At 62.5% G+C, this 22,833-nt stretch carries 31 protein-coding genes; 18 read left to right on the top strand and 13 right to left on the bottom strand.

The window, feature by feature from the left end:
• The first annotated feature begins 105 nt into the window (after positions 1 to 105).
• Positions 106 to 567 carry a MarR family transcriptional regulator gene (locus ACQZ5H_RS03210; protein WP_112718695.1) on the top strand — a complete coding sequence of 154 codons (462 nt, stop codon included), beginning with the start codon at positions 106 to 108 and terminating at the stop codon, positions 565 to 567.
• Positions 568 to 570: 3 nt separating this feature from the next.
• On the opposite strand, the gene ACQZ5H_RS03205 is transcribed toward ACQZ5H_RS03210, so the two are convergent.
• From ACQZ5H_RS03205 to ACQZ5H_RS03190, 4 genes are all read right to left on the bottom strand, one after another.
• A complete protein-coding gene (locus ACQZ5H_RS03205) occupies positions 571 to 1,467 on the bottom strand; it encodes a hypothetical protein (protein ID WP_449096720.1) in 897 nt (298 codons plus the stop codon).
• Between the two features lie 12 nt (positions 1,468 to 1,479).
• Positions 1,480 to 1,824: a cupin domain-containing protein gene (locus ACQZ5H_RS03200; RefSeq protein ID WP_449096719.1), complete on the bottom strand. Its 345-nt coding sequence runs from the start codon at positions 1,822 to 1,824 to the stop codon at positions 1,480 to 1,482.
• Between the two features lie 8 nt (positions 1,825 to 1,832).
• A complete protein-coding gene (locus tag ACQZ5H_RS03195) occupies positions 1,833 to 2,450 on the bottom strand; it encodes a LysE family transporter (RefSeq protein ID WP_449096718.1) in 618 nt (205 codons plus the stop codon).
• Between the two features lie 79 nt (positions 2,451 to 2,529).
• Positions 2,530 to 4,521, bottom strand: a complete 1,992-nt coding sequence (locus ACQZ5H_RS03190; RefSeq protein ID WP_449096717.1) for a tetratricopeptide repeat protein — start codon at positions 4,519 to 4,521, stop codon at positions 2,530 to 2,532.
• Positions 4,522 to 4,629: 108 nt separating this feature from the next.
• Between ACQZ5H_RS03190 and ACQZ5H_RS03185 the strand changes: the two genes are divergently transcribed.
• Both ACQZ5H_RS03185 and ACQZ5H_RS03180 read left to right on the top strand, forming a co-directional pair.
• Positions 4,630 to 5,475 carry a class I SAM-dependent methyltransferase gene (locus tag ACQZ5H_RS03185; RefSeq protein ID WP_449096716.1) on the top strand — a complete coding sequence of 282 codons (846 nt, stop codon included), beginning with the start codon at positions 4,630 to 4,632 and terminating at the stop codon, positions 5,473 to 5,475.
• 69 nt (positions 5,476 to 5,544) lie between these two features.
• Entirely contained in the window at positions 5,545 to 5,865 is a 321-nt protein-coding gene (locus ACQZ5H_RS03180; protein WP_449096715.1) for a hypothetical protein, read from the top strand.
• 55 nt (positions 5,866 to 5,920) lie between these two features.
• Here ACQZ5H_RS03180 and ACQZ5H_RS03175 read toward each other — a convergent pair whose 3' ends face one another.
• Positions 5,921 to 6,595, bottom strand: a complete 675-nt coding sequence (locus tag ACQZ5H_RS03175) for a TetR/AcrR family transcriptional regulator (protein ID WP_449096714.1) — start codon at positions 6,593 to 6,595, stop codon at positions 5,921 to 5,923.
• Between the two features lie 76 nt (positions 6,596 to 6,671).
• Here ACQZ5H_RS03175 and ACQZ5H_RS03170 point away from each other — a divergent pair, with 76 nt between their 5' ends.
• A complete protein-coding gene (locus ACQZ5H_RS03170; RefSeq protein WP_449096713.1) occupies positions 6,672 to 7,799 on the top strand; it encodes an FAD-dependent oxidoreductase in 1,128 nt (375 codons plus the stop codon).
• Positions 7,800 to 7,908: 109 nt separating this feature from the next.
• Here the strand turns inward: ACQZ5H_RS03170 and ACQZ5H_RS03165 are convergent, their stop codons facing one another.
• Positions 7,909 to 9,192, bottom strand: a complete 1,284-nt coding sequence (locus tag ACQZ5H_RS03165) for an O-acetylhomoserine aminocarboxypropyltransferase (RefSeq protein WP_112718709.1) — start codon at positions 9,190 to 9,192, stop codon at positions 7,909 to 7,911.
• Between the two features lie 103 nt (positions 9,193 to 9,295).
• On the bottom strand, positions 9,296 to 9,724 hold the full coding sequence (locus ACQZ5H_RS03160) for a CoA-binding protein (RefSeq protein WP_112718710.1): 429 nt from the start codon (positions 9,722 to 9,724) through the stop codon (positions 9,296 to 9,298).
• 95 nt (positions 9,725 to 9,819) lie between these two features.
• On the opposite strand from ACQZ5H_RS03160, the gene ACQZ5H_RS03155 reads away from it, so the two are divergent.
• Both ACQZ5H_RS03155 and ACQZ5H_RS03150 read left to right on the top strand, forming a co-directional pair.
• Positions 9,820 to 10,143: a hypothetical protein gene (locus ACQZ5H_RS03155; RefSeq protein ID WP_112718711.1), complete on the top strand. Its 324-nt coding sequence runs from the start codon at positions 9,820 to 9,822 to the stop codon at positions 10,141 to 10,143.
• Positions 10,144 to 10,590: 447 nt separating this feature from the next.
• A complete protein-coding gene (locus ACQZ5H_RS03150; RefSeq protein WP_112718713.1) occupies positions 10,591 to 11,427 on the top strand; it encodes an EamA family transporter in 837 nt (278 codons plus the stop codon).
• A 2-nt stretch (positions 11,428 to 11,429) separates the two neighbouring features.
• Here the strand turns inward: ACQZ5H_RS03150 and ACQZ5H_RS03145 are convergent, their stop codons facing one another.
• Genes ACQZ5H_RS03145 through ACQZ5H_RS03135 form a run of 3 tightly spaced genes read right to left on the bottom strand, consistent with a single transcriptional unit; the run spans position 11,430 to position 12,876 of the window.
• Positions 11,430 to 11,717: a HigA family addiction module antitoxin gene (locus tag ACQZ5H_RS03145; RefSeq protein ID WP_112718714.1), complete on the bottom strand. Its 288-nt coding sequence runs from the start codon at positions 11,715 to 11,717 to the stop codon at positions 11,430 to 11,432.
• 8 nt (positions 11,718 to 11,725) lie between these two features.
• Positions 11,726 to 12,004 carry a type II toxin-antitoxin system RelE/ParE family toxin gene (locus tag ACQZ5H_RS03140; protein ID WP_449096712.1) on the bottom strand — a complete coding sequence of 93 codons (279 nt, stop codon included), beginning with the start codon at positions 12,002 to 12,004 and terminating at the stop codon, positions 11,726 to 11,728.
• A 38-nt stretch (positions 12,005 to 12,042) separates the two neighbouring features.
• Complete coding sequence (locus tag ACQZ5H_RS03135; protein ID WP_199628767.1) at positions 12,043 to 12,876, bottom strand: enoyl-CoA hydratase; 834 nt, start codon at positions 12,874 to 12,876, stop codon at positions 12,043 to 12,045.
• 74 nt (positions 12,877 to 12,950) lie between these two features.
• On the opposite strand from ACQZ5H_RS03135, the gene ACQZ5H_RS03130 reads away from it, so the two are divergent.
• The 5 genes from ACQZ5H_RS03130 (at position 12,951) to ACQZ5H_RS03110 (ending at position 15,239) form a co-directional block, all read left to right on the top strand.
• On the top strand, positions 12,951 to 13,376 hold the full coding sequence (locus ACQZ5H_RS03130) for a PaaI family thioesterase (protein ID WP_199628768.1): 426 nt from the start codon (positions 12,951 to 12,953) through the stop codon (positions 13,374 to 13,376).
• A gap of 230 nt (positions 13,377 to 13,606) precedes the next feature.
• The gene (gene rplM, locus ACQZ5H_RS03125; protein WP_112718718.1) at positions 13,607 to 14,071 is read left to right on the top strand and encodes a 50S ribosomal protein L13; all 465 of its coding nucleotides are present in this window, start codon (positions 13,607 to 13,609) and stop codon (positions 14,069 to 14,071) included.
• Positions 14,072 to 14,073: 2 nt separating this feature from the next.
• Positions 14,074 to 14,541, top strand: a complete 468-nt coding sequence (gene rpsI / locus ACQZ5H_RS03120; RefSeq protein WP_112718719.1) for a 30S ribosomal protein S9 — start codon at positions 14,074 to 14,076, stop codon at positions 14,539 to 14,541.
• A gap of 106 nt (positions 14,542 to 14,647) precedes the next feature.
• Positions 14,648 to 14,938, top strand: coding sequence for a type II toxin-antitoxin system RelE/ParE family toxin (locus ACQZ5H_RS03115; protein WP_199628769.1), 291 nt, complete (start codon positions 14,648 to 14,650; stop codon positions 14,936 to 14,938).
• A 1-nt stretch (position 14,939) separates the two neighbouring features.
• Complete coding sequence (locus ACQZ5H_RS03110; protein ID WP_130282662.1) at positions 14,940 to 15,239, top strand: addiction module antidote protein; 300 nt, start codon at positions 14,940 to 14,942, stop codon at positions 15,237 to 15,239.
• Between the two features lie 3 nt (positions 15,240 to 15,242).
• On the opposite strand, the gene ACQZ5H_RS03105 is transcribed toward ACQZ5H_RS03110, so the two are convergent.
• The gene (locus tag ACQZ5H_RS03105; protein WP_449096711.1) at positions 15,243 to 15,620 is read right to left on the bottom strand and encodes a VOC family protein; all 378 of its coding nucleotides are present in this window, start codon (positions 15,618 to 15,620) and stop codon (positions 15,243 to 15,245) included.
• Positions 15,621 to 15,899: 279 nt separating this feature from the next.
• On the opposite strand from ACQZ5H_RS03105, the gene cml reads away from it, so the two are divergent.
• The 6 genes from cml to ACQZ5H_RS03075 all read left to right on the top strand — a co-directional run bounded on the left by cml (position 15,900) and on the right by ACQZ5H_RS03075 (position 20,795).
• On the top strand, positions 15,900 to 17,078 hold the full coding sequence (gene cml / locus ACQZ5H_RS03100) for a CmlA/FloR family chloramphenicol efflux MFS transporter (protein WP_449096710.1): 1,179 nt from the start codon (positions 15,900 to 15,902) through the stop codon (positions 17,076 to 17,078).
• Between the two features lie 90 nt (positions 17,079 to 17,168).
• Positions 17,169 to 17,531, top strand: coding sequence for an antibiotic biosynthesis monooxygenase family protein (locus ACQZ5H_RS03095; RefSeq protein WP_449096709.1), 363 nt, complete (start codon positions 17,169 to 17,171; stop codon positions 17,529 to 17,531).
• An 84-nt stretch (positions 17,532 to 17,615) separates the two neighbouring features.
• Positions 17,616 to 17,978: an antibiotic biosynthesis monooxygenase family protein gene (locus ACQZ5H_RS03090; RefSeq protein ID WP_449096708.1), complete on the top strand. Its 363-nt coding sequence runs from the start codon at positions 17,616 to 17,618 to the stop codon at positions 17,976 to 17,978.
• 1 nt (position 17,979) lies between these two features.
• Complete coding sequence (speB, locus tag ACQZ5H_RS03085) at positions 17,980 to 18,933, top strand: agmatinase (protein ID WP_449096707.1); 954 nt, start codon at positions 17,980 to 17,982, stop codon at positions 18,931 to 18,933.
• A gap of 80 nt (positions 18,934 to 19,013) precedes the next feature.
• Positions 19,014 to 19,937 (top strand): N-acetyl-gamma-glutamyl-phosphate reductase, encoded by a 924-nt coding sequence (gene argC / locus ACQZ5H_RS03080; protein WP_449096706.1) that lies wholly within the window; start codon positions 19,014 to 19,016, stop codon positions 19,935 to 19,937.
• Between the two features lie 66 nt (positions 19,938 to 20,003).
• Positions 20,004 to 20,795: a sulfite exporter TauE/SafE family protein gene (locus ACQZ5H_RS03075; RefSeq protein WP_449096705.1), complete on the top strand. Its 792-nt coding sequence runs from the start codon at positions 20,004 to 20,006 to the stop codon at positions 20,793 to 20,795.
• On the opposite strand, the gene ACQZ5H_RS03070 is transcribed toward ACQZ5H_RS03075, so the two are convergent.
• Together ACQZ5H_RS03070 and ACQZ5H_RS03065 are read right to left on the bottom strand one after the other, a co-directional pair.
• Complete coding sequence (locus tag ACQZ5H_RS03070) at positions 20,792 to 21,199, bottom strand: DoxX family protein (RefSeq protein ID WP_449096704.1); 408 nt, start codon at positions 21,197 to 21,199, stop codon at positions 20,792 to 20,794. The genes ACQZ5H_RS03075 and ACQZ5H_RS03070 overlap by 4 nt on opposite strands.
• 161 nt (positions 21,200 to 21,360) lie before the next feature.
• Positions 21,361 to 22,464, bottom strand: a complete 1,104-nt coding sequence (locus ACQZ5H_RS03065; RefSeq protein ID WP_449096703.1) for a COX15/CtaA family protein — start codon at positions 22,462 to 22,464, stop codon at positions 21,361 to 21,363.
• Positions 22,465 to 22,580: 116 nt separating this feature from the next.
• On the opposite strand from ACQZ5H_RS03065, the gene ACQZ5H_RS03060 reads away from it, so the two are divergent.
• Positions 22,581 to 22,790, top strand: coding sequence for a DUF2842 domain-containing protein (locus ACQZ5H_RS03060; protein ID WP_112718728.1), 210 nt, complete (start codon positions 22,581 to 22,583; stop codon positions 22,788 to 22,790).
• Positions 22,791 to 22,833: the final 43 nt, after the last annotated feature.

The following is a 22,833-nucleotide window of genomic DNA, read 5'->3' as shown; positions in this document are numbered from 1 at the left end:
TATTGAGCCGAGACGGATTATCCGCAAGAGCAGCCGCCAGATTTTTTAACGCCGATGTTGACGGCAGAGGGCCGAAGCGCGGATACCGGCGCAAGGAGAATGGCGATGAGTGACCAGAACACGCGTTTCGAGAGCTGGCAGGTCTGCAGCAACAGCGCGATCCGCCGTGCCACGCGCCAGCTCGGCCAGCTCTTCGACGAGGTGCTGGCGCCGAGCGGCCTGAAGGGTACGCAGCATACGCTGCTGACGCAGATCCATATGAGCGGCAATCCCTCGCTGAAATTCCTGGCCGACAGCATGGTCATGGACCTTTCGGCGCTCGGCCATACGCTGAAGCCGCTGATCCGCGACGGCCTGGTGGAACTCGTGCCCGACACGAAGGACCGGCGCGTCAAGCGCGTGACGCTGACCGCTTCTGGCCTCGCAAAATGGGAAGAAGCCCACCGCCTCTGGCAGGACGCCCGTCAGCGCTTCGACCAGAACTTCGGCCCCGAAGCTGCCCAGGAACTGCGCAACGCCCTCAATCTGATCTCGTCCGATACTTTCGCGGACAGCTTCCGGCAGTGAGGGTTAGAGCCAGGTGTAGCCGCCCCGGCTCTGGGGACTGCAAGTGATCTCCGGACGGGAGGATATGTCCGGACTGTTGAAGCGGCTCTCCCCCTTGAAGGTCCAGCTGCCGTAGGACCAGTTGAGGACCCTGCGCCCCTCGGGATCATCGATGACCAGAATAGCATGGTTGCGAAGATATAGCGCTCCCCCACCGCGCTGCGTTACCGGCCGTTCGCGCAATGTCAGTATCGACAGGTCAAGAGTATTGCGGACAGGCTCCACGCCGGACTGAATGCAGTAAGGACGGCCTGCGGCAATTTCGACCGCTGACCGGTGCACTGCGGCAGCGGTGCCCGCGGTAACGACGCCGATCGTCACGAAAGCCAGAAAGCCGACGGCGCAGATCCGTTTGAGAAACGCATCCGGCCACGCGAGCCTTCGATGAGCGGCAGCGCAGGCCAGCGCTATCGCGGCAACCACAATGATGGCGATCATACCTGACATGCGCGCCAGCAGGCCGAACCAGATCAGGAATATCGCCGGCAACATCGCAGCAAAGAGAATGGCCGCCAGCCAATCGCTTGCATTGGAATATCGGGTGAGCGCGGCCTCGCCTGCAGAGTAAGCAGACCTCACGGAACGGGACCGGGTTTTGCGGGCGGCGACAGTACGGACAGCGAGCGGGACGGAAAACACCAGCAGCGATGTGGATGTCAGAACAATCGCCAACGCGACATCGAGGCCCATCCGGTCATCGAAACGCGAGGCTGTCCAGACTCGGTAGTTCACGCAGGCAAGAACGACAGCCAGCAGCCAGAAGACCTTCTCCCAATGGCGATCGAGGCGTAGGGCGAGCCATACCAGCGCCGCCAGAGGCACGACTGCGACGATCAGGGAGAAGGCAAGGACCGCAATCATCCGCAACGACGCCTACAGCCGGATCACGTAATCCTTGCGAGTCGTTTCAATGACTTCCCAGGTTCCCTTGAAGCCGGGTCTGAGGATCATGCGGTCGCCGGCCTTGAGGTGAACAGGTGCGTTGCCGTCTTCGGTAACGATCGAGTGGCCGGAGAGGACGTTGAAATATTCCCATTCGTCGTAGGAAATGCGCCACTTGCCGGGTGTCGCTTCCCAGATGCCGGCGTAGAGGCCGCCCTCGGCTTCCTCGAAATTCCAGGTGCGGAACTGCGGATCGCCGGAAAGGATGCGGTCCGCATCGGGAGCGCCGGCCTCCGGTTCGACCGCGTCGATATCGAAAACGAACTGGTTCGGCATAGGGCCTCCTAGCGGGCGGATGTAAGGAGCTTCATGCCGAAGCCCATGAAGATGACGCCGGCCATGGCATCGATGGCCCGGCGGCCGCGGGCATAGGCACCGGCAACGGCCGGATTGCGCAGGATCGTCAGCACCAGCGTGTACCAGAGCGACGAGACCAGAACCATGGTGGCGACGGCGAGCGCGCCATGCATCCAGGAGTGATCGGCAGGCAACGTCGCGGCGAAGAGACTGGCGACGAAGAAGGCGGATTTCGGATTGGCGAGATTGGTGGCGAGGCCGGACCAGAAAGCCTGCTTCGGGCTGATTGCGGGGCAAAGCACGGGTTCGCCCGGCAGCGCACCGTTCCGGTAGGTGCGCCAGAGCAGCTTGGCCCCGAGCCAGAGAAGATAGGCGCCACCGGCGATCTTCAGGAAGAGATAGGCGAAGGGGGCGGCCGCAAATAGCGCGCTGATGCCGAGCCAGCCCGCCAGTCCCCAGCAGAATGTGCCGAGAATGACGCCCGCGATCACCGCGACCGCAGCGCGCGCAGAGCCTTCGAGCGCCGTGCGCACCACGAGGAAGAAATTCGGGCCGGGCGTGATGGCGGCAACGGCCCAGATGGCGGCAACGGAGAGAAGAAACATGGGGCTGCGGACTCGCGAGAATGGATTTCGAGCGCGAGCTTAGAGGCTTTGCATCCGGCGGCCAAGGCCGTGGGCGGCGCTATTCGAGCCCGACGCGCGTTGCTCCATCTCGAAAGGGTGCCTGATCGGCCGGGGCCAGGTGGAAGGCGATGAAGAAATCGTCCATGCGATAGCCGGGATATCGTTGGTTCAGCGCCGCGACATGCGCCCGCCCCTCATCGAGCCGGCCTGCGATCGCAAGGCAGAGCGCCGCAATCGCCATGATATGGGCATGCGCATTCGGGCGGGCCGCCGCCCTCGCCGCCCAATCGGCTGCCTCGTCGAAACGGCCGAGGCGCACCAGCGCGATCGCCCGGCTTGCCAATATGCCGAAGAGCATCGGATCGAAGGGGCTAAGCGATTGCGACTGGTCGGCAGCGGCCAGCGCCGACAGCGGATCGCCGGATTGGCATTGAACGAAGGCCAGCGAATAATGCGCGATCGCAAAGCTCGGGCTGAGATCGACGGCCTGCTGCAGCTCGGCGACCGACTGGTCATGCTGCTTGCGCAGGAAATGTGCCCGGCCGAGGGAGAGATGGGCGGCCGGATCGCGGTCGTCGGCCATCAGCCCCTGATTGGCGGCGCGATAGGCGAGCTCGGTTTCCGTGTCACGGTCCGCCCAATGCTGAAAGGCGCTCTGGAAATGCGTGAAGGAGAGCCCGGCATAGGCGCGTGCGAAAGTCGGATCGAGGCTGATCGCCGTTTCGAAGAAATGCCGTGCCTGGTCGTTATCACCCTTGGTGAAGCGGAACATGTGCCAGAGGCCGCGGTGATGCGCCTCCCAGGCATCGAGCGAATTGGGCGGCTTCAGGATGGCACGGTTGCGTTCCAGCGTCTCCACCTCGCGCTCGATCGAGGCGACGACGCGGGTGCCAATCTCTTCCAGCAAGGTCAGCGTTTCCGCCGCGTTCTGATCGAGGCTGTCGGCCCAGACGATGGTGTTGGTCCGCGCCTCCGTCAGCTCTAGCCGGACGATAAGGCGGGTTGCGATGCGCTCGAAGGTGCCGTTGACGACGTAATCGACATCGAGTGCGGCGGCGATCTCGCCGGGAGAGCGCGGCCGCTCCCTCAGCGCAAACATCGTGCCCTGGGCGATCACCCTCAGCGTGCGCAGCTTCGAGAGCCGGGTGATGATGTCATAGACCAGCGCATCCGCCGTGCCGCCGGGGATTGCCAAGGCCGACATATCGTTGAAAGGCATGACGGCGATCGAGGCGCGGCGGGCGCCGCTCTTGGCAGGCTCCGGCGGTTGCGGCTCGGCGGGCTGTGCAGCTGCTGAAGTTCTCGCACTTCGGGCGCCTTCCCAGGTCCGGCGCAGCGAACCGGCATCGAGCCCTTCAGCGGCGAAGACTCTGGCCGCAGCCTTCATATGCTCCTCCGCCTCGCGGAGACGGCCCTCCGAGGCGAGTGTCGCCAGCAGCAGTTCATGCGGTTTCAGATCGAAAGGGGCGATCTCGATCCAGCGGTCGAGATAGGGCAGCCGTTCGCTGGCATCGAGCCGATCGGCGATGGCCGCGAGGATTTCCGCCTGGATTTCACGGAAGCGGCGGCGTTGGGAAACCAGCCATGTCTCGAAGGCCGGATGGCGCTCGATGACGAGGCCATCGAGGAACTCGCCGGATGACCGGTCCGCAAGCTGGCGCAGCCGCTCCCGCGGCAGGCCGCCCAATCCCTCGCGGCAGGCGGCAGCGGCCTCGACGGCATCGATCGCGCAACCGGCAAGATCGAGTGCGACGGTATCGCCATGGGCGATGATGCGCTCGCCGATCAGCGAGCGGATCCGGCTGAGGCACCAGCGCAATTCGCCACGCGGATCGTCGGCCACGTCCCAGAGGAGATCGCAGAGCTGCGCCCTGCCCTGCGGATAGGGAGCAAGGATCAGATAGGCAAGCAGCGCCCGCACCTTGCGCGATCCCGGCAGCTTCAGTTCCGCTCCCTCACGGCGGATGGCCATCGGCCCGAGGAGGCAGATTTCGAGCGGCGGCCGCTGCTGGTCCGCCGTTTCCACGGTCGTTCCCACGCCTGATGACACGGCGCCCCCCATGGCCTGCGCCTATACCAGAGCCGTTCGAAGCGGCAGCACCTGTTCACCGGGCGGCCGCTCTTTAATGCTCAACCAATGTGACCCAGGGAGGTCCAAATGTCTACTTCCGCGGCCCTTGCCGGCATGCCCGCTCAACCTGTAACCGATCTCGCAGCGCTGAAAGCCCGCCAGCAGGGCGCCTGGTCATCGGGCGACTACGCCGTCGTTGGAACGACGCTGCAGATCGTCGGCGAAAGCCTCTGCGAAGCGCTCGATCTGCGTGCCGGTTCGAAGGTTCTCGATGTTGCGGCCGGCAATGGCAACGGCGCGCTCGCGGCCGCCCGCCGCTGGTGCGAGGTGACCGCCACCGATTACGTCCCTGCCCTTCTCGACAAGGCGATGGAGCGGGCGAATGCCGACCGGCTGGCGATGGAATTCATGGAGGCCGATGCCGAGAATCTGCCGTTCAAGGATCAGAGCTTCGACTATGTGATGTCGATCTTCGGCGTGATGTTTACGCCCGACCAGGAGCGCGCGGCCGCCGAGCTCATGCGAGTCTGCAAACGCGGCGGGTCGATCGGCTTATCGAACTGGACGCCGGATGGCTTCATCGGCCAGCTGTTCAAGACGATCGGCAAGCATGTGCCGCCACCGGCCGGCGCCCGCTCGCCGGCCCTCTGGGGCACGCGCGCCAGGCTCGAGGAGCTGTTTCCGGCACATGTCGCGTCGATTGCCGCGACGCCGCGCCAGTTCGTGTTTCGCTACAAGTCGCCGGCGCATTGGCTGGAGGTGTTCCGGACCTTCTACGGTCCGGTGCTCAAGGCCTTCGGCGCGCTGGACACGGCTGGCCAGATGGCACTTGCCGGCGACTTGACCGACCTGATGACCCGTTTCAACCGGGCCGAGGACGGAACGATCGTGGTGCCGAGCGACTATCTCGAAGTGGTCATCACGCGGCACTAGAGGGGGCGCAGGCATGCAGCGGGCGGAAGCGTCCGCTGCATGTCGCGAGACAATTTCACGAGGCATATCATGTCCGAGACGAACGAATTCATCTCCGAGGTGACGAAGGCCGCCCATCAGCTCCAGACACTTGGACAGGATGAGGCTCACCATCTGATCCTCCGGTCGGTCACCGACATACGCACGATGCGCGCGCTGGTCGGCATTCCGGCCAACAGCAATCACGACGCCGTCTTCGATCTCCTGAAGATCGCCACATCGGCCACAAGGCAGACGCCCGGCGATCTCGCACGGGCGCTGCTGATGGCGGCCGACATGATGCGCACACTCGACATGGTGATCGACAGCCGCGCCGCCATCTGCCTGACCGGCATCTGCCAGTCGAAATAGCGGTGTGGGTGTTCGCTCGGATGTGGCTCGTCACATACGATTGACGGGCCAGACGTCATGAGGACGCGACGATGCCGCGCAAGAGCAGGTCGATGCCATCCAGATAGTCCTTTCGGTCGTCGTGGGCGGGCAGCTGCGCCGCCACGCTGCGCGTAAACGGATAGCTCTCGGGATCGAGTGCCGACCAGGCTGCCGAGACTTCCCCGAGAAAACTTGCTCGCTCCAGCCCTTGGACAGCTGCAAGCTTGGCGTTCGCCGCGTTTTGACCCGCCACGCCGAGAATGTAATTGAGCAAGGCAGAAACGGCAGACCATTCGTGTTCGGCAGAAACGCCGAGAGAGCGGACCTGCTGACCGATGCGCTCGAAAATGCGCACCATCGGCAACTGCCCGGGCGCCGACATCAACGCCGCGCCGACCCATGGATGGGCGTCGATGGCATCGAATAGATCCAGCGCCAGGGCGCGGATCGTTTCCTGCGGCGATGCTCCCGCCTGCTTTGCTTCCATTGTCCGGGCGATGATCTCGTCACAGGCTGCCGTCACAAGATCGCTTTTATCAGCGACGTGCCAATAGATGGCACCCGGCCCCGTCGCGAGCAGCTTCGACAACGCCTGGAAGGTCAGACCGCCTTCTCCGCCTTCATCCAACAGCCGGATAGAGGCGTCGATAATCTGTTCTCTGGTGAGGGACCGCTGCCGCCTCGATCGTGTGTCGTTCCGTTCTTTCATGGAACATCCTTGACATGAATGGAACGGCATTCCAACTATGGAATGACATTCCATTAGAATTGCGAGGCAGTTTGTCATGCAGAAATCAATAACGATCATCGGTGCCGGTCTTGGAGGGCTCATGCTCGCCAGGGTCCTCCACGTCCACGGCATCACATCGACCATCTACGAAGCAGAGGCGTCTCCAACCGCGCGTACTCAAGGTGGCATGCTGGATATCCACGAGGAGAACGGACAGCGGGCACTCAAGGACGCCGGGCTGTTCGACGAGTTCACCAAGCTCGTCCACCCTGGCGGCCAGCAGAGCCGGGTCCTCGACATGAACGGCAAGGTCCTGTTCGATCATCCGGACGATGGCACCGGCGGCCGGCCGGAGGTGCCGAGAGGCGAGCTTCGCCGTATTCTGATCGAGTCGCTTCCTGACGGTGCGATCCGCTGGGATCACAAGGTGACGTCGGTCAGCGCGCTGGGCAGCGGGCAACATCTGGTGAAGTTCGCGAACGGTACGACAGCGGCCGCCGATCTTCTCGTGGGTGCGGACGGGGCGTGGTCGAAAGTGCGTCCGCTCATTTCAAGCGCCAAGCCGGTATACTCCGGCATTTCGTTCATCGAGACCTATCTTCACGATGCCGACACCAATCACAAGCAGACCGCGGATGCCGTCGGCGGCGGTTCGCTGTTCGCCGTCGCTCCAGGCAAGGGCATCCAGGCCCACCGCGAACCGGGCCAGGTAGTGCATGCCTACATCGCCCTGAAGCGCTCGGAAGAATGGTTCGAACGCATTGACTTCTCCGATCGCGCAGCGGCATGCGCGGCCATCGCCGGAGAGTTCGATGGTTGGACTCCCGAACTCACCGCCCTGATCACGCGTGCCGACACAGTGCCGGTTCTGCGCATGCTCCACACTCTGCCCGCCGACCATCATTGGGATCGCATCCCGGGCGTGACGCTTGTCGGCGACGCGGCGCATCTGATGATCCCCTCAGGCGAAGGGGCCAATCTAGCAATGTACGATGGCGCGGAACTCGGGAAGGCGATCGCCCATGAAAACGATATCGAAACAGCGCTTTCTGTATATGAACGGGAACTCTTCGCTCGCAGCGCGGCTGCGGCAGTGGATGCCACCGGCACGATGGACGTGCTGTTTGGAGCAGACGCGCCCCAAAGCTTGCTCGACTTCTTTGGGATGAATGTCCCGAGTTGAATATCTGCCTGTGGCCCGGCCGCCGAAAACGTCCTGCTTTCAGGGGGTCTCGGCGGCCGGATCATTAAAACCTGCTGACGCCGGTGTCAGAGGTATGTGACGAACTGCATCAGATCTTCGCCAGCGACTGTTCGAGGTCGGCGATGATGTCCTTGACGTCTTCGATCCCGATCGACAGGCGCACGACGTCGGGGCCGGCGCCGGCGGCGATGCGCTGCTCGTCGGTCAGCTGGCGGTGCGTCGTCGAGGCCGGGTGGATGACCAGCGAGCGGGTGTCGCCGATATTGGCGAGGTGCGAGAACAGCTCGAGGCCTTCGACGAAGGTCTTGCCGGCCTCATAGCCGCCCTTGACGCCGAAGGTGAAGACCGAGCCGGCGCCCTTCGGCGAATAGCGCTGCTGCAGCGCATGGTTCGGATCGTCTTCCAAACCGGCATAGTTGACCCAGGCGACCTTGCTGTGCGCTTTCAGCCATTTGGCGACGGCAAGGGAGTTCTCGCTGTGGCGCTGCATGCGCAGCGGCAGCGTCTCTATGCCGGTCAGGATCAGGAAGGCATTGAAGGGCGAGATTGCCGGGCCGAGGTCACGCAGGCCGAGAACGCGGCAGGCGATCGCAAAGGCGAAGTTGCCGAAGGTCGAGTGCAGCACCACGCCGTTATATTCCGGGCGCGGGCTCGACAGCATCGGGTAATTGCCGGATTTAGACCAGTCGAAAGTGCCGCCATCGACGATGATGCCGCCCATCGAATTGCCGTGGCCGCCGAGGAACTTGGTCAGCGAGTGGATGACGATATCGGCGCCGTGTTCGATCGGGCGAATGAGATAGGGCGATGCCATCGTGTTATCGACGATCAGCGGCAGGCCGTGCTTGTGGGCGACCTCGGCGATCGCTGCGATATCGACGAAGGTGCCGCCCGGATTGGCGAGGCTTTCGATGAAGATCGCCCGGGTTTTGCCGTCGATCTGGCTCTCGAAGCTCTTGGGATCGGCGACATCGCCCCAGCGCACCTGCCAGCCGAAATTGTCGAAGGCGTGGCCGAACTGGTTGATCGAGCCGCCATAGAGGCGCTTGGCGGCGACGAAATTGTCGCCCGGGCGCATGATGGTGTGGAAGACGATCATCTGCGCCGCATGGCCGGAAGCGACGGCGAGAGCGGCCGTACCGCCTTCGAGTGCGGCAACGCGCTCTTCGAGCACGGCCTGCGTCGGGTTCATGATGCGGGTGTAGATATTGCCGAAGGCCTGCAGACCGAAGAGCGAGGCGGCGTGGTCCGCGTCGTTGAAGACGTAAGCCGTCGTCTGGTAGATCGGCGTCGCGCGGGCGCCGGTCGCCGGATCGGGCTGCGCGCCCGCGTGAACTGCCAGTGTATTGAAGCCAGGATTATTGCTTGCCATGAGGCCCTCCCATCGTTGTCGATGGCCGCAGCATAACCAAGGCGCAGCAAATGTTAATCGCCTACCGTTTCAACCAACGGAAGAAACGTGGAAAATCCGTTCGCTATCCCGCAAGCCGCGGAATTTCGATTGCCGGGCAGCGGTCCATGACCACCTTGATGCCGCCGGCTTCGGCGCGCCGGGCCGCATCGTCATCGCGCACGCCAAGTTGCGCCCAGATGACCCTCGGACGCACGGCGAGCGCCAGCGTCTCGGTCACCACTTCCTGCAGATATTCCGAAGCGCGGAACACATCGATCATATCGACCGGCACCGGTATGTCCTCCAGTTTGCCGTAGACCAGCTGGCCGTGAATCTGCTTGCCCGCCTGGCCGGGATTGACCGGGATCACCTGGTAGCCGCGCGAGAGCAGATATCCCATCACGCCATTGCTTGGCCGCGCCGGGTTTGGCGAGGCGCCGGTGAGAGCGATCGTCCGCACCGAATTCAGAATGTCGGCAATATAGCTGTCGCTGTAGTGATCGTGATCCATTGGCCCGTCCCCCGTCGGCATTTTTCCACCCAGTTGAAACCTGCAGTTATTTGGAGCGTATATATAGCCATAGGGTTCCCAAGGAGGAATGGCTCATGAAAAAACTTGCGCTCACGCTCGCCATCGTTCTGGTGGCATCTCCGTCTTTCGCGATCTCCCGTCTCAACCCGCTGGCGATGAGCTGCGCCAGTGCCCGGGCGGCGGTGCATAACCAGGGCGCAGTGATCTTTCGCTGGACCTCGCCGCGCGGCCTGCCGCTCTACGACCGCTTCGTGCGCAACAGCCGCTATTGTGACGCCAACCAATATGCCGAGTGGAAAAACATACCGACTCGCGACGATCGCTCCTGCCCGGTACTCAATTGCCAGAACATAGACAATCTGGACGGGAATTTCCTGATTCCAGACAATTCATTGTGACGTATCGGGGCGTGTGAGAAACCGCTCTCACCCGGGAATGACGGGCGCTGCATTTCGCGCATTTGCGAGGCGATTGCGATGAAATGCAGCCTATGGGAGCACAATTTTCACGATGCCAGAGTAATAGAATAATCTCTATATTTCAGCAGGATAACCAGTTGGTGAATAGATCCGGACACAGATGTTCCACTTCCGTTTCATCTTTAAGCCAGCTTCGTTCACGCGTATATTAGAAGCACCTCACAGTTGAGTTCGACGAATCGGAATAAACGCATGAGGAGTGCTCGCAAAACGGGTCCATGCAAAGTACGGTCTTTCGATTCCGCGAGGCTCAAACAACCGATAAACGTGCCGTCAGGTTGCAAAATATGACAGGCGCATTGCTTTTTGCCCGGCCGGGGCTCATACCGCTGCAGCAGTCTCGCCCCACCGTTTCCGGTCTCGATCGTGCCCCTCGACGTCATTCTTCTGGTTCTCTTCGGCGCTCTTCTCCACGCGACATGGAACGCCATCATCAAGGCCGGCGTCGACAAGTCGCTGGATGCGGCGCTGGTATCGGCGGGCGGCGCGGTCTCGGCCCTTCCCTTCCTCGCCTTCCTGCCGCTGCCCAATGCGGCGGCATGGCCGTTCATCGGCTGCTCGGCGATCCTGCAGTTCGCTTATTTCCAGCTGGTGGCCGGCGCCTACAGGGCGGGTGATATCGGGCTGGTCTATCCCTTGATGCGCGGCTGCGCGCCGCTCCTGATTGCCGCGACCAGCAGCTTCGTGCTTGGCGAAACGCTGACCGGTGGCGCCTTGATCGGCACGATGACGATCTGCGCCGGCATTCTGACACTCGCCTTCGAGGCCCGGCACGGCAGCCGCCACGCGATCATGCTGGCGCTGATCAATGCCTGCGTCATTGCCACCTATACCTATGTCGACGGCATCGGCGCCCGGCTTTCCGGCAATGCGATTTCCTATACGCTGTGGATGTCGCTGCTGCCGCCGGTGCTGCTGTTTGCCTGGGCGATCTCGCGCCGCGGCGCCCGCGTCGTCGCCATCCATGTCCGGGTGCACTGGTGGCGTGGTTTGATCGGCGGCGCAGGCTCGATCGCTTCCTACGGTTTCGCACTCTGGGCGATGACCAAGGCGCCGGTCGCAACCGTCGCGGCGCTGCGCGAAACCTCGATCCTCTTCGCGCTGATCATCTCAGTACTGGTGCTGAAAGAGCGCGCCAGCCCCTGGCGCTACCTCGCCGGCGTCATCATCGCCGCCGGCGGGTTGATCCTGAAGCTTGGGTAGCTTCAGGCGGCCGACTGCGCAGGAATGACCTCGCGCGAAATCTTCTCGCCATTTTCCCGTTCGGCAACGGCAAGATCGAAGGCCGACTGCAGGCTCAGCCAAAACTGCGGATCATTGCCGAAATAACGTCCCAAACGCAGCGCCGTGTCGGGACTGATGGCGCGGCGCTCGTTCAAGATTTCGGATACCCGGCCCGAATTGATGCGCAGCGCCAAGGCAAGCGCGTTGCCGCTCATATTACGAGCCTCAAGCTCTTCCTTGAGAATGCTTCCGGGGTGAACCTCAAACATGTTCGTCCTCAATGATAGTCGACAATTTCCACATCCCAGGCGTGGCCGTCCTCGAAGCGGAAACACAAGCGCCACGGCCCGTTGATAATCATCGCCCATTGGCCTTTGCGATCGCCCGACAATTTGTGCAAGCCCACTGATTTCAGCGGGCTCAGATCGTCGAGTGATTTTGCGTTGTGCAGCATGACCACGCGCTGCTTTGCCTTAACGACGTCGAGGCCGGAAAACTTCGACTTGCCGGTTTTCAGGAACTGTTCAGTCGCGCTTGTCGCCACGCTACGGATCATTCGCCAAACATACTACGCGCAGCGTAGTATGTCGAGCGTTACTCCTCCGGCCAGACCGGCATGCGCTTGCCGAGGAATGCGCCGATCCCCTCTTCTGCATCGGCTGTCAGCATACTGTCGACCATGGTTTCGGCGGCGAAGGTGTAGGCTTCCTCAATCGGCATTTCGAGCTGGCGATAGAAGGCTTCCTTGCCGATGCGGATCGCTTCCGGCGATTTCGAGGCGATGACGGAGGCGTATTTGGTGACCACCTGCGTCAGATACTGCTTCGGCACGATGCGGTTGACGAGGCCGAAATCCTTGGCGGTCGAGGCGTCGATGGTTTCGCCGGTCAACAGCATTTCCATCGCCTGCTTGCGATGCGCGGCGCGCGATACGGCGACCATCGGCGTCGAGCAGAACAGCCCGATATTGACGCCCGGCGTGCAGAAGGTCGCGGTGTCGGTGCAGATCGCCAGATCGCAGGAAGCGACCAGCTGGCAGCCTGCTGCCGTCGCCAGGCCGTCGATCTCGGCGATCACCGGCTTCGGCAGACGGGCGATCTCCAGCATCAGGTCGGCCGCCAGCGCAAAGCTCTCCTCGAAGAAGGCGACGCCGTCGTCGGCATCGGCGCGGTGCGCGGTCAGCTCCTTCAGGTCATGCCCGGCGGAGAAGACGTTGCCGGTCGAGGCGATGATGACGACGCGGACCGTGGAGTCTTCGCCAGCGGCTTGGAGCTCGCCCATCAACGTTTCCATGACGGCGATCGACAGGGCGTTGGCTGGCGGATTGTTCAAGGTCAGCCTGAGAACGCCGTCATTCAGCTGGCGCAGCACCAGCGCGCCCTCGCCCGCCTTGTCTGGATCTTTCCGGAAGGAAACGACTTCGGCCATTGGTCTAACTCCCTGCATGTATCTTTCGTGCTAGATGTTCTGCCACAGCCAGCCGGCAATTTCGAGGAGAAGCGATGCAACCGGTCATGACGATCGACGAGGTCCACCGTTTTCTGGAGACGGACTTTCCGCAGATCCACACGGACGGACGCGTGCTGGAGGTGATCGATATCGCGCCCGGCAAGGCCTCGATGCGGCTCGATCCCTCAGAACGGCATCTGCGGCCGGGCGGCACGGTTTCCGGCCCGGCGCTTTTCACACTGGCGGATGTCACCGCCTATGTCGCCGTGCTCGCGCATATCGGCCCGGTGGCGCTTGCAGTGACCACAAATCTCAACATCAATTTCCTCCGATTGCCGAAGCCGGAGCCGACCTTCTGCACCTGCCGGATTCTCAAGCTCGGCAAGCGTCTGGCGGTGATCGACGCCTCGATCTTTCAGCGCGATGAGAGCGAATTGATCGCGCAGGCCACCGCCACCTACTCGATTCCGCCGCGATAAATGTGAGGTATCATAATACCATATACTTATCGTGTTGATTTTGCTTATCTATTTTTTCGATCGCCCAGTTTCGCGATATTGACCGCGGAAGGCATTGCCTCTATACACACCGCCAGAAATGCAGCCTTTCCGGGCTGCTTTCTTTTTGGTGCGTCCCAGGACCACTAAACCAAGCAACAAGAAACGCCCTTCGCCTTCGGGCACAAGGGATCCAAAAGAGAGTAACTACTATGGCAACTTTCTCCCAGAAGCCTGCAGAGGTGGAGAAGAAGTGGGTCATCATCGACGCCGAAGGGCTCGTCGTTGGCCGTCTCGCTTCCATCATCGCTATGCGCCTGCGCGGCAAGCACAAGGCAACCTTCACGCCCCACGTTGACGACGGCGACAACGTCATCGTCATCAATGCCGACAAGGTCGTATTCACCGGCAAGAAGTATTCCGACAAGGTTTACTACTGGCACACGGGTTACGCCGGCGGCATCAAGGAGCGTACCGCTCGCCAGATCATCGAAGGCCGCTTCCCGGAGCGCGTTCTCGAGAAGGCCGTTGAGCGCATGGTTCCGCGTGGCCCGCTCGGCCGTCGCCAGATGAAGAACCTCCGCGTTTACGCTGGTTCCAACCATCCCCATGAAGCACAGCAGCCGACCGTCCTCGACGTCTCCAAGCTGAACAAGAAGAACGTAAGGAGCGCCTAAGAATGGCTGACCTCTCCTCCCTGAAGGATCTCGGCACGTCCGCTGAAGCAGCTGCTCCGGTTCACGTCCGCAAGGTCGACTCGCTTGGCCGTTCCTACGCGACCGGCAAGCGCAAGGACGCCGTAGCCCGCGTTTGGGTCAAGGCCGGCTCCGGCAAGATCATCGTCAACGGCAAGGACTTCACGGCATACTTCGCCCGTCCGGTTCTGCAGATGATCCTGCGTCAGCCGATCGTCGCTGCTGCCCGTGACGGCCAGTTCGACATCATCGCAACGGTTGCAGGCGGCGGTCTTTCCGGCCAGGCCGGTGCCGTTCGTCACGGTCTGTCCAAGGCTCTCACCTACTTCGAACCGGGCCTGCGCTCGGTCCTGAAGAAGGGTGGCTTCCTGACCCGCGACAGCCGCGTCGTCGAGCGTAAGAAGTACGGTAAGGCCAAGGCCCGCCGTTCGTTCCAGTTCTCGAAGCGCTAATCGCTTTCTGGATATGCTTTTTGGAAAGGCCGGGTGCAAACCCGGCCTTTTCTTATTGGCGGGACGCGTGCTTTGACATCCCAAATTTGTGAACTATAATTCACAGATGATCGAAGTTCGCCAGACTGCCTTGTTCGGGAAATGGCTCGGCGAGCTTCGGGACGCGCATGCCCGCATCCGCATCGTCACACGCATCCGTCGCCTGGAACTCGGCAATCCCGGTGATGTCAAACCGGTCGGCGGCGGCGTCAGCGAGATACGCATCGACTACGGACCTGGATACCGCGTCTATTTCACCCGTGTTGGCGACGCGATCGTCATTCTCTTGTGCGGCGGGGACAAATCCTCGCAAAGCCGAGACATTGCCCAGGCCAAGCAATTGGCGAAGGAGATCTAAGATGCCTCTCGAAACCACGCGCTTCGACGTTCAGGATCATCTGAAGACGGAGGATGAGCGCATGCTCTATCTCGAAGCGGCGTTCGAAGACGGCGATCCGGCCCTCATTGCCCACGCCCTCGGAGACGTCGCTCGCGCCGCAGGCATGAGCGCGGTCGCCAAGGAGGCGGGCGTCACCCGTGAGGCGCTCTACAAATCGCTGAGCGAAACCGGAGATCCCCGGCTTTCGACATTCTTCGGCGTGATCAAGGCCCTTGGCCTGAAGGTCTCGATCTCGCCTGCTGATGCGGATGCCGCCTGACGCCTATTCCTCCTTGTGAAAGAAGGCCTCAAGCCGGTAGCCATCGGGGTCGATGATGAAGGCGGCGTAGTAGAACTGGCCGTAATCGGGGCGGATGCCGGGAGGACCGTTGTCTTCGCCGCCATTGGCAATGCCGGCGGCGTGGAAGGCCTTGACGGATTCCTCGCTGGGCGCGGTGAAGCAGAAGTGCAGACCGGATCGCCGGTCGGCCGGGACCGGGCGCTCGACCTGGCTCACCCAGAAGGCCGGGCCATCGGCACCGTAGCCGACCGTTCCGTCGAAATTCGACAGCCGCTCATAGCCGAGCGGCGCAAGCAGCGCGTCGTAGAAGCGGCGCGAGCGCTCCAGATCCTTCACCCCAATCGATACGTGATCGAACATGCCCATGGGCGCCTCCTTGTCCGTTTCCGCAAACTTCATGGAAGCGATTGCCGAAGTCAACGCGGCATTCGGCAGCCCTGGCTTGCCCGATAAGGGGCCGGCTGTTAAACCGGGATGAGGTTTTCAACCGGACAAGACAGGACCTGACATGGGAGCCACCCCGTCCGCAGACAGATAAGCCGCAGCGACCCTTGATGTTGTTGCGGCGTCTGTCCCGTCAATCCAGACCGATGAGAAGACAGATCGCCGTCGAATGAACGTTCGAACGGATGAAGACACATGCCTTTTCGAAACAGAGACTGGACATACCCCCTCCCCGTGGCGCTGCTTCTGCTTGCGCCCTTCGATATCCTGGCTTCGCTTGCCATGGATATCTATCTGCCCGTCGTGCCCCAGATGCCGGCAGCGCTCGGCACATCGGCCACCGTCATCCAGCTGACGCTCAGCCTCTACATGCTGATGCTCGGCGCCGGACAGCTACTCTTCGGCCCGCTCTCGGACCGTATCGGCAGGCGGCCCGTGCTGCTCGGCGGCGCGCTGCTCTTTGCCGGTTCGTCGCTGATACTGGCCGCCACCTCCTCCGCGCCGATCTTCGTCGTCTTCAGGCTGCTGCAGGCGGTGGGGGCATCGGCTGCGCTGGTCGCGACATTCGCCACCGTGCGGGACGTCTATGCGGCACGGCCTGAAGGCGCCGTCATCTATAGCCTGCTCGGCGCCATCCTCTCCTTCGTCCCGGCTCTCGGGCCGATTGCCGGTGCGCTAATCGCCGGTCATCTCGGATGGCGGGCGATCTTCGTCCTGCTTGGCGTGCTGATGCTGACGGCGACGATCGCGGCCCTCGCACGATGGCACGAGACCCGGCCGGAGACGGCGGCAGCCGGCGCGATCGGTATCGGTACAATCCTCAGAAGCGGTGCCTTCTGGACCTATACGATCGGCTTCAGCGCGGCGATGGGGTCGTTCTTCGTGTTCTTCTCCACTGCGCCCCGGGTGCTGATCGAAAGGGCCGGTTTCTCGCAAATGGTTTTCAGCCTCTCGTTTGCGACATCGGCGATGGTGATGATCGTTGCCGCCCGCTTTGCCGGGCGCTTCGTCAAGCGCTGGGGAACAGCGGGCAGCCTGGCGCGGGGCATGGGGCTGCTCATTCTCGGCGCGATGCTGCTCGGCTTCGGCGAACTCTTTCTCGCGCCGTCCTTCGTCAGCTTCATCCTGCCGATGTGGATCATCTCGCTCGGCATCGTCCTGACGACGGCGGTGACGGCGAATGGGGCGCTGGCCGATTTCGGCGACAGGGCGGGAACGGCGGTGGCGCTCTATTTCTGCATCCAGAGCCTGATCGTTGCCTGCGCCGGGACGGGATTCGTGCTCGTTCTCGGCGGCGATACGGCCTGGCCGCTTGCGGGCTTCTGCACCGTCTCGGCTGCGGTCACTCTCCTCGCACTCCGGCGCCTCAGATAACAGACGACGCGATGGCGGCGGTCCACCTGCCGCCATCGCTTGCAATCAGCAGCATCCTCGCCTAGGCCTGTCTTCCGAAGAGGAATTGCCATGTCCAGCCAGCCCTCACCCTTCGCCGAAACGCCAGAGCCGCCCTATTCCGTCGTGACCTTCTCCTCGACGCGAACCGAGGGCGATCATGGTTATGGCGCCATGGCCGACCGGATGGCTGAGCTTGCGTTGCAGCAGCCGGGTTGTCTTGGCGCCGAGAGCGCCCGCGATGCCGGCGGCTTCGGCATCACCAATTCCTATTGGGCCGACGAGGAAAGCCTGAAGGCGTGGAAGCAGGTCGCGAGCCATCTTGCCGCCCAGCGCATCGGCCGCGACCGCTGGTACAAGCAATACAAGGTTCGCATTGCGCGCGTGGAACGCGCCTATGAATTCACCGCCTCTGATGACGGCGAGCAAGCCTGAGATCGGCGGACAGCCGTCGCCCGGAGCCTTCGCTTGCAATCGGCGGCGTCCTCGCCTAGGCCTTTCTTCCGAAGAGGAATTGCCATGTCCAGCCAGCCCTCACCCTTCGCAGAGACTCCGGAACCGCCTTATTACGTGGTGACCTTTTCGTCGCAGCGCACGGGCGAGGAAAGCGGCTATCTGGAAATGGGCGGCGCGATGGTGGAACTCGCGCAGCAGCAGCCCGGCTATCTCGGTTTCGAAGGCGCTCGGACCGCCAGCGGCTTCGGCATCATCAATTCCTACTGGAAGGACGAGGCGAGCATTCTCGCCTGGAAAGCGGTCGTCGACCATGTCGAGGCGCAGCGCCGCGGCCGGTCCGACTGGTATTCACGCTATGAAATTCGCGTCGCGCTGGTGCAGCGCGCCTATGGCTTCGACAAGACTGCCGCGACAAAGGGAGATTAACTTGGCCAATAAGACCATCGACCACGCCTTTACGGCTAAGAGCCTGACCTCTGCCGCCAGCGACCCGACATTTGCCGGCGCTCTCTCCTTTATGCGCCGCCGCTTCACCAAGGATCTGAAGGGCGTCGATGTTGCCGTATGGGGCGTGCCCTTCGATGCCGCGGTCTCCAATCGGCCGGGCACGCGGTTCGGGCCGCAGGCGATCCGCCGTGCATCGGCGATCTTCGACAACGATCCGCAATATCCATTCAACCGCGATCTCTTCGCCGATATGGCGGTCATCGATTACGGCGACTGCCTGCTCGACTACGGCAATCACCAGGAGACCCCTGCGGCGATCGAGCGTGAGGCGACCACGATCCTCGACAGCGGCGCCTTCATGCTGACGCTCGGCGGCGATCACTACGTCACCTGGCCGATCCTCAAGGCGCATGCCGCCAAGCACGGCCCGCTGGCGCTGGTGCAGTTCGACGCGCATCAGGATACCTGGCTTGACGACGCCGGGCGCATCGATCACGGTTCCTTCGTTGCCCGCGCGGCGCGCGACGGCATCATCGACCCGGATCGCTCGATCCAGATCGGTATCCGCACGCATGCGCCTGACGATTGCGGCATCCAGATCCTCTATGGCCATCAGGTCGAGGAGATGAGTGCGGGCGAGATAGCCTCGACGATCATCTCGCATACGAAGGGGGCGCCCGCCTACCTGACCTTCGATATCGACTGCCTTGATCCGGCCTTCGCGCCGGGCACCGGCACGCCGGTTGCCGGCGGCCCTTCGAGCGCCAAGATCCTGTCGGTGCTGCAGCGGCTGCATCAGCTCGATATCAAGGGCGCCGACGTCGTCGAGGTCTCGCCGCCCTATGATCACGCCGACGTCACCGCCATTGCGGGGGCGACGGTCGCAATGTATATGCTGGGCCTTCACGCCGAAAGGCGCGCGGCCGCCAAATGACGGCTGTTATCAAACTGATTCAACTTCATGGCAAACTGATTCCGAAAGAACCCGGAACCTATTGAAAGCGCAGGATTATCATGGCAGCGAAGATATTCATCGATGGCGAAGCTGGTACGACGGGTCTGCAGATCCGTGAGCGCCTGGCTGGCCGCCGCGATATCGAGCTGCTGTCGATCCCGACCGAAAGCCGCAAGGACAAGGCGGTTCGCGCCGAACTTCTGAACAAAGCGGACGTCGCGATCCTCTGCCTGCCTGACGATGCGGCCAAGGAAAGCGTCAGCCTGATCGAGAACGACACGACCAAGGTCATCGACGCCTCGACGGCGCATCGCGTCGCCGAAGGCTGGGCCTATGGCTTTGCCGAACTCAGCAAGGATCAGGCCGGCGTCATCGCCTCGGCCAAGCGCGTCGCCAATCCGGGCTGCTGGCCGCAGGGCCCGATCGCGACGCTACGTCCGCTAATCGAAGGCGGCCTGCTGCCTGCCGATTTCCCGGTCACCGTCAACGGCATCTCGGGCTATAGCGGCGGCGGCCGGACGATGATCGAGGACTATGTCGAGAAGGGCGAGGATGCGCCGGAATACATGCCCTACGGCCTTGGCTTCAAGCACAAGCACCTGCCGGAGCTGCAGCGCTATGCCAAGCTCGGCCGCGTGCCGTTCTTCCAGCCTGTCGTCGGCAATTTCGCGCAGGGCATGGTCGTCACCGTGCCGCTGCAGCTGTCGCACCTGCCGAAGGTGCCGACCGGCGCTGAAATCCATGCCGCGATCGCCGACTATTTCGCCGGCATCAAGGGCGTCGTCGAAGTCGCGCCGTTCGAGAGCACCGAGCGCACGACCGATCTCAACCCCGAGATCTACAACGACACTAACCGCATGCGCCTGCACGTCTTCGCCAACGATGCGAATGCGCAGGCCCTGCTGGTCGCCGTCTACGACAATCTCGGCAAGGGTGCCTCGGGTGCGGCCGTCCAGAACATGGATCTGATGATCGGCGCCTAAGCGTCACGCTTGATTTCCGGTGGCTGCCTCCATGCGGCCGCCGGCGACCCACTTCCGCAGGCAATCATGTCCGCCTCCCTCTCCTTTGACAGTTTCTCGTCCTGGCTGGTGTCAGCGCTTCCCGATCACGGCGTCTACGCATTGATCTTCTTTGCGCTGATCGCCGGGCTCGCTCGTGGCTTCTCGGGCTTCGGGGCCGCGCTGATCTTCATTCCGCTCGGCGGCGCGATCGTCGGGCCGAAGCTGATCTCGCCGGTGCTGCTGGTCATCGATGGGTTAGCGACGCTCGGGATGATCCCGGACGCCTGGCGCAATTCGAACCGGCGTGAGGTCTTCGTGATGATTGCGGGGGCGGCACTCGGTGTTCCCGTCGGAACGGCAGTGCTGACGCTGATGGACCCGTTTCTGCTGCGCTGGATGATCTGCGCCGTGGCGATCTGCCTGCTGGCCCTCCTGGTTTCCGGCTGGCGCTACCACGGCGAGCCGTCTGCGCCGCTGAGCTCCGGCGTCGGCCTGCTGGCTGGGCTGTTCAGTGGAGCCGCCCAGCTCGGTGGGCCGCCGGTGGTTGCCTATTGGCTCGGCGGCAAGAGCGACTTTCAGCGCGTGCGCGCCAACGTGATCTTCTACTTCTCGATCTCCACGATCTTCAGCACCATCAGCTATTATGTCGGCGGCCTCTTCGTTCAGGCCGTCTTCGCGCTGACGATCGTCATTCTCCCGGCCTATGCAGTCGGGCTTTACGGAGGCTCGAAGCTGTTCGGGCTGGCGAAGGAAAGCACCTTCCGCCTGATCTGCTACCTCCTGATCGGAGCCTCCGCGATATTCGGTCTGCCCGTCCTCGACGGCATCCTTCGCTAGGCGGGCTGGCGCAGCAGGCCCATCTTGACGCTGAGCTTCTCGCCCGGGCCATGCGCAAAAGCAAAGAGCAGCCCGGCCAGGAAGGTGAAGTGATCGACGAAGAAGCCGAACTCGGCCTGATTGCCTTCCCAGCGGTTCGGACCGTGGAAAGCGAAAGCGAGGAAGATCACGTAGACGCCGGCAAGCAGCGCCGCTTCGCTGAAGAAGGCGCCGGTGAGGAAGGCCATCGCGAGACCAACCTCGAAGACGGCCGCGACCCAGGCGAGGAACAGCGGGAACGGAAATCCTGCCGCGGCGATATAGCCCGCGGTCGCGCCCATATCCATGAACTTGAAGCTCGTCGCCATCAGGAACATCGCACCGAAGATCAGTCTTGCGGCGAGAATTGCTGTCGTCTTTGCCATTGTCTTACCCTCTTTCGTGGCCGCAGCCATTGTGGAACCATGCCACAAGGACGGGTGGCAGACAGCATTGCCGACAAGGGGCGCGATATTTTTCTCACGGCATCAAAAAAGCCGCGGCGCATGGCACCGCGGCTTGAAGAATTCGGGAATGTGTCGGCGCGTCAGCTGCGCTCGGCAATCACCGTCTCGCGGGTGAATTCGCCGTAATAGCCACGCCAGTTGGCGATGGCGAAGCCGAAGACGACGAGTGCGCCGCCCTGGTGCAGCAGGCCCCAGTGCAGCGGCACATGCAGCAGCAGCGTGGTGATGCCGATCGCCGCCTGGATGGTTACCAGCGCGAAGAGCACGACGGCGCGGCGGGCATGGGTGGTCTGCGGCGCGGCGCGCAGCGCCATGATCATGTTGATCAGCGTCAGCGCGAAGAGCGTGTAGGCGCCGATGCGGTGGACGAACTGCACGGTCTTCGGGTTCTCGAAGAAATTGATCCAGGCGGGCTGCTGGATCAGCAGGTCGCCGGGAACGACCGAACCATCCATCAGCGGCCAGGTATTGTAGGTGAAACCGGCATCGAGACCGGCAACGAGCGCGCCGAGATAGATCTGGAACAGCGCGAAGATGGCGATAACAGCCGCCCAGGTCTTGGAGCTCGAGGTCGGCGCCGCTTCATTGGAGTGCGGCGAGAGACCGCGCATGATCCACATGCAGGAGGCGAAGATCAGGCAGGCCATAACGAGGTGGGTTGCCAGGCGGTACTGGCTGACATCCGTGCGCACGGCAAGGCCAGACGAGACCATCCACCAGCCGATGAAGCCCTGGAGGCCGCCGAGTGCCAGAATACCCGCCAGCGGCCAGCGCAGACGGCGCTCGACCTTGCCCGTGATCCAGAAATAGAGGAGCGGCAGCGCGAAGATGACACCGATGCCGCGGGCGATCAGGCGGTGAGCCCATTCCCACCAGAAGATGCCCTTGAACTGTTCGACCGTCATGTCGCTATTTAACTGCTGGAACTCGGGAATACGCTGGTAGAGCTTGAATTCCTCATCCCATTCGGCCGCGTTCAGCGGTGGGATGACGCCGTGGATCGGCTTCCATTCGGTGATCGACAGGCCCGAATTGGTGAGACGCGTCGCGCCGCCGACAAGCACCAGACAGAAGAGCGCGAGCAGCACGAAACCCAGCCAGATGCGAATGGCGCGGCGGTTGCGGTCCTGCTTGCGGACTTCGCCCCGGATTGCATGCTCGGTGGTGATATCTGCGACGGCCATGATTGCTCCTTGTTATCGGCAGTTGATTTGCCCTAGCGGCTCATGCAAAACAAGCCCCGAACCTTTGCGGCATGCCGTCGCGCTGGTTCCATCCTGCAATCCGGAAGCCAAGACTGATGCCCGTTCGCCTGCGCAAATTCATCGGCACGATCCTGATCATCATCCTCGTGCTCGGCTATGCGCTGATCGCGAACACGATCGCGGTGGCGACGCTCGGCGAAGCTCCCTGGTGGGGCCATCTCCTCTATTTCGCGCTGACCGGCCTGATCTGGATCCTGCCCGCCATGCTGATCATCAAGTGGATGGCAGGTCCGAAGCAGCAATAGGCATTAACAGGCAGATAACCCTGATCTGCGGAAAACCCGCCTG

Source organism: Rhizobium sp. 21-4511-3d, from assembly GCF_053522545.1.
The sequence above is the reverse complement of the archived record's forward strand: the minus strand, read 5'-3'. Positions and strand labels throughout refer to the sequence as shown.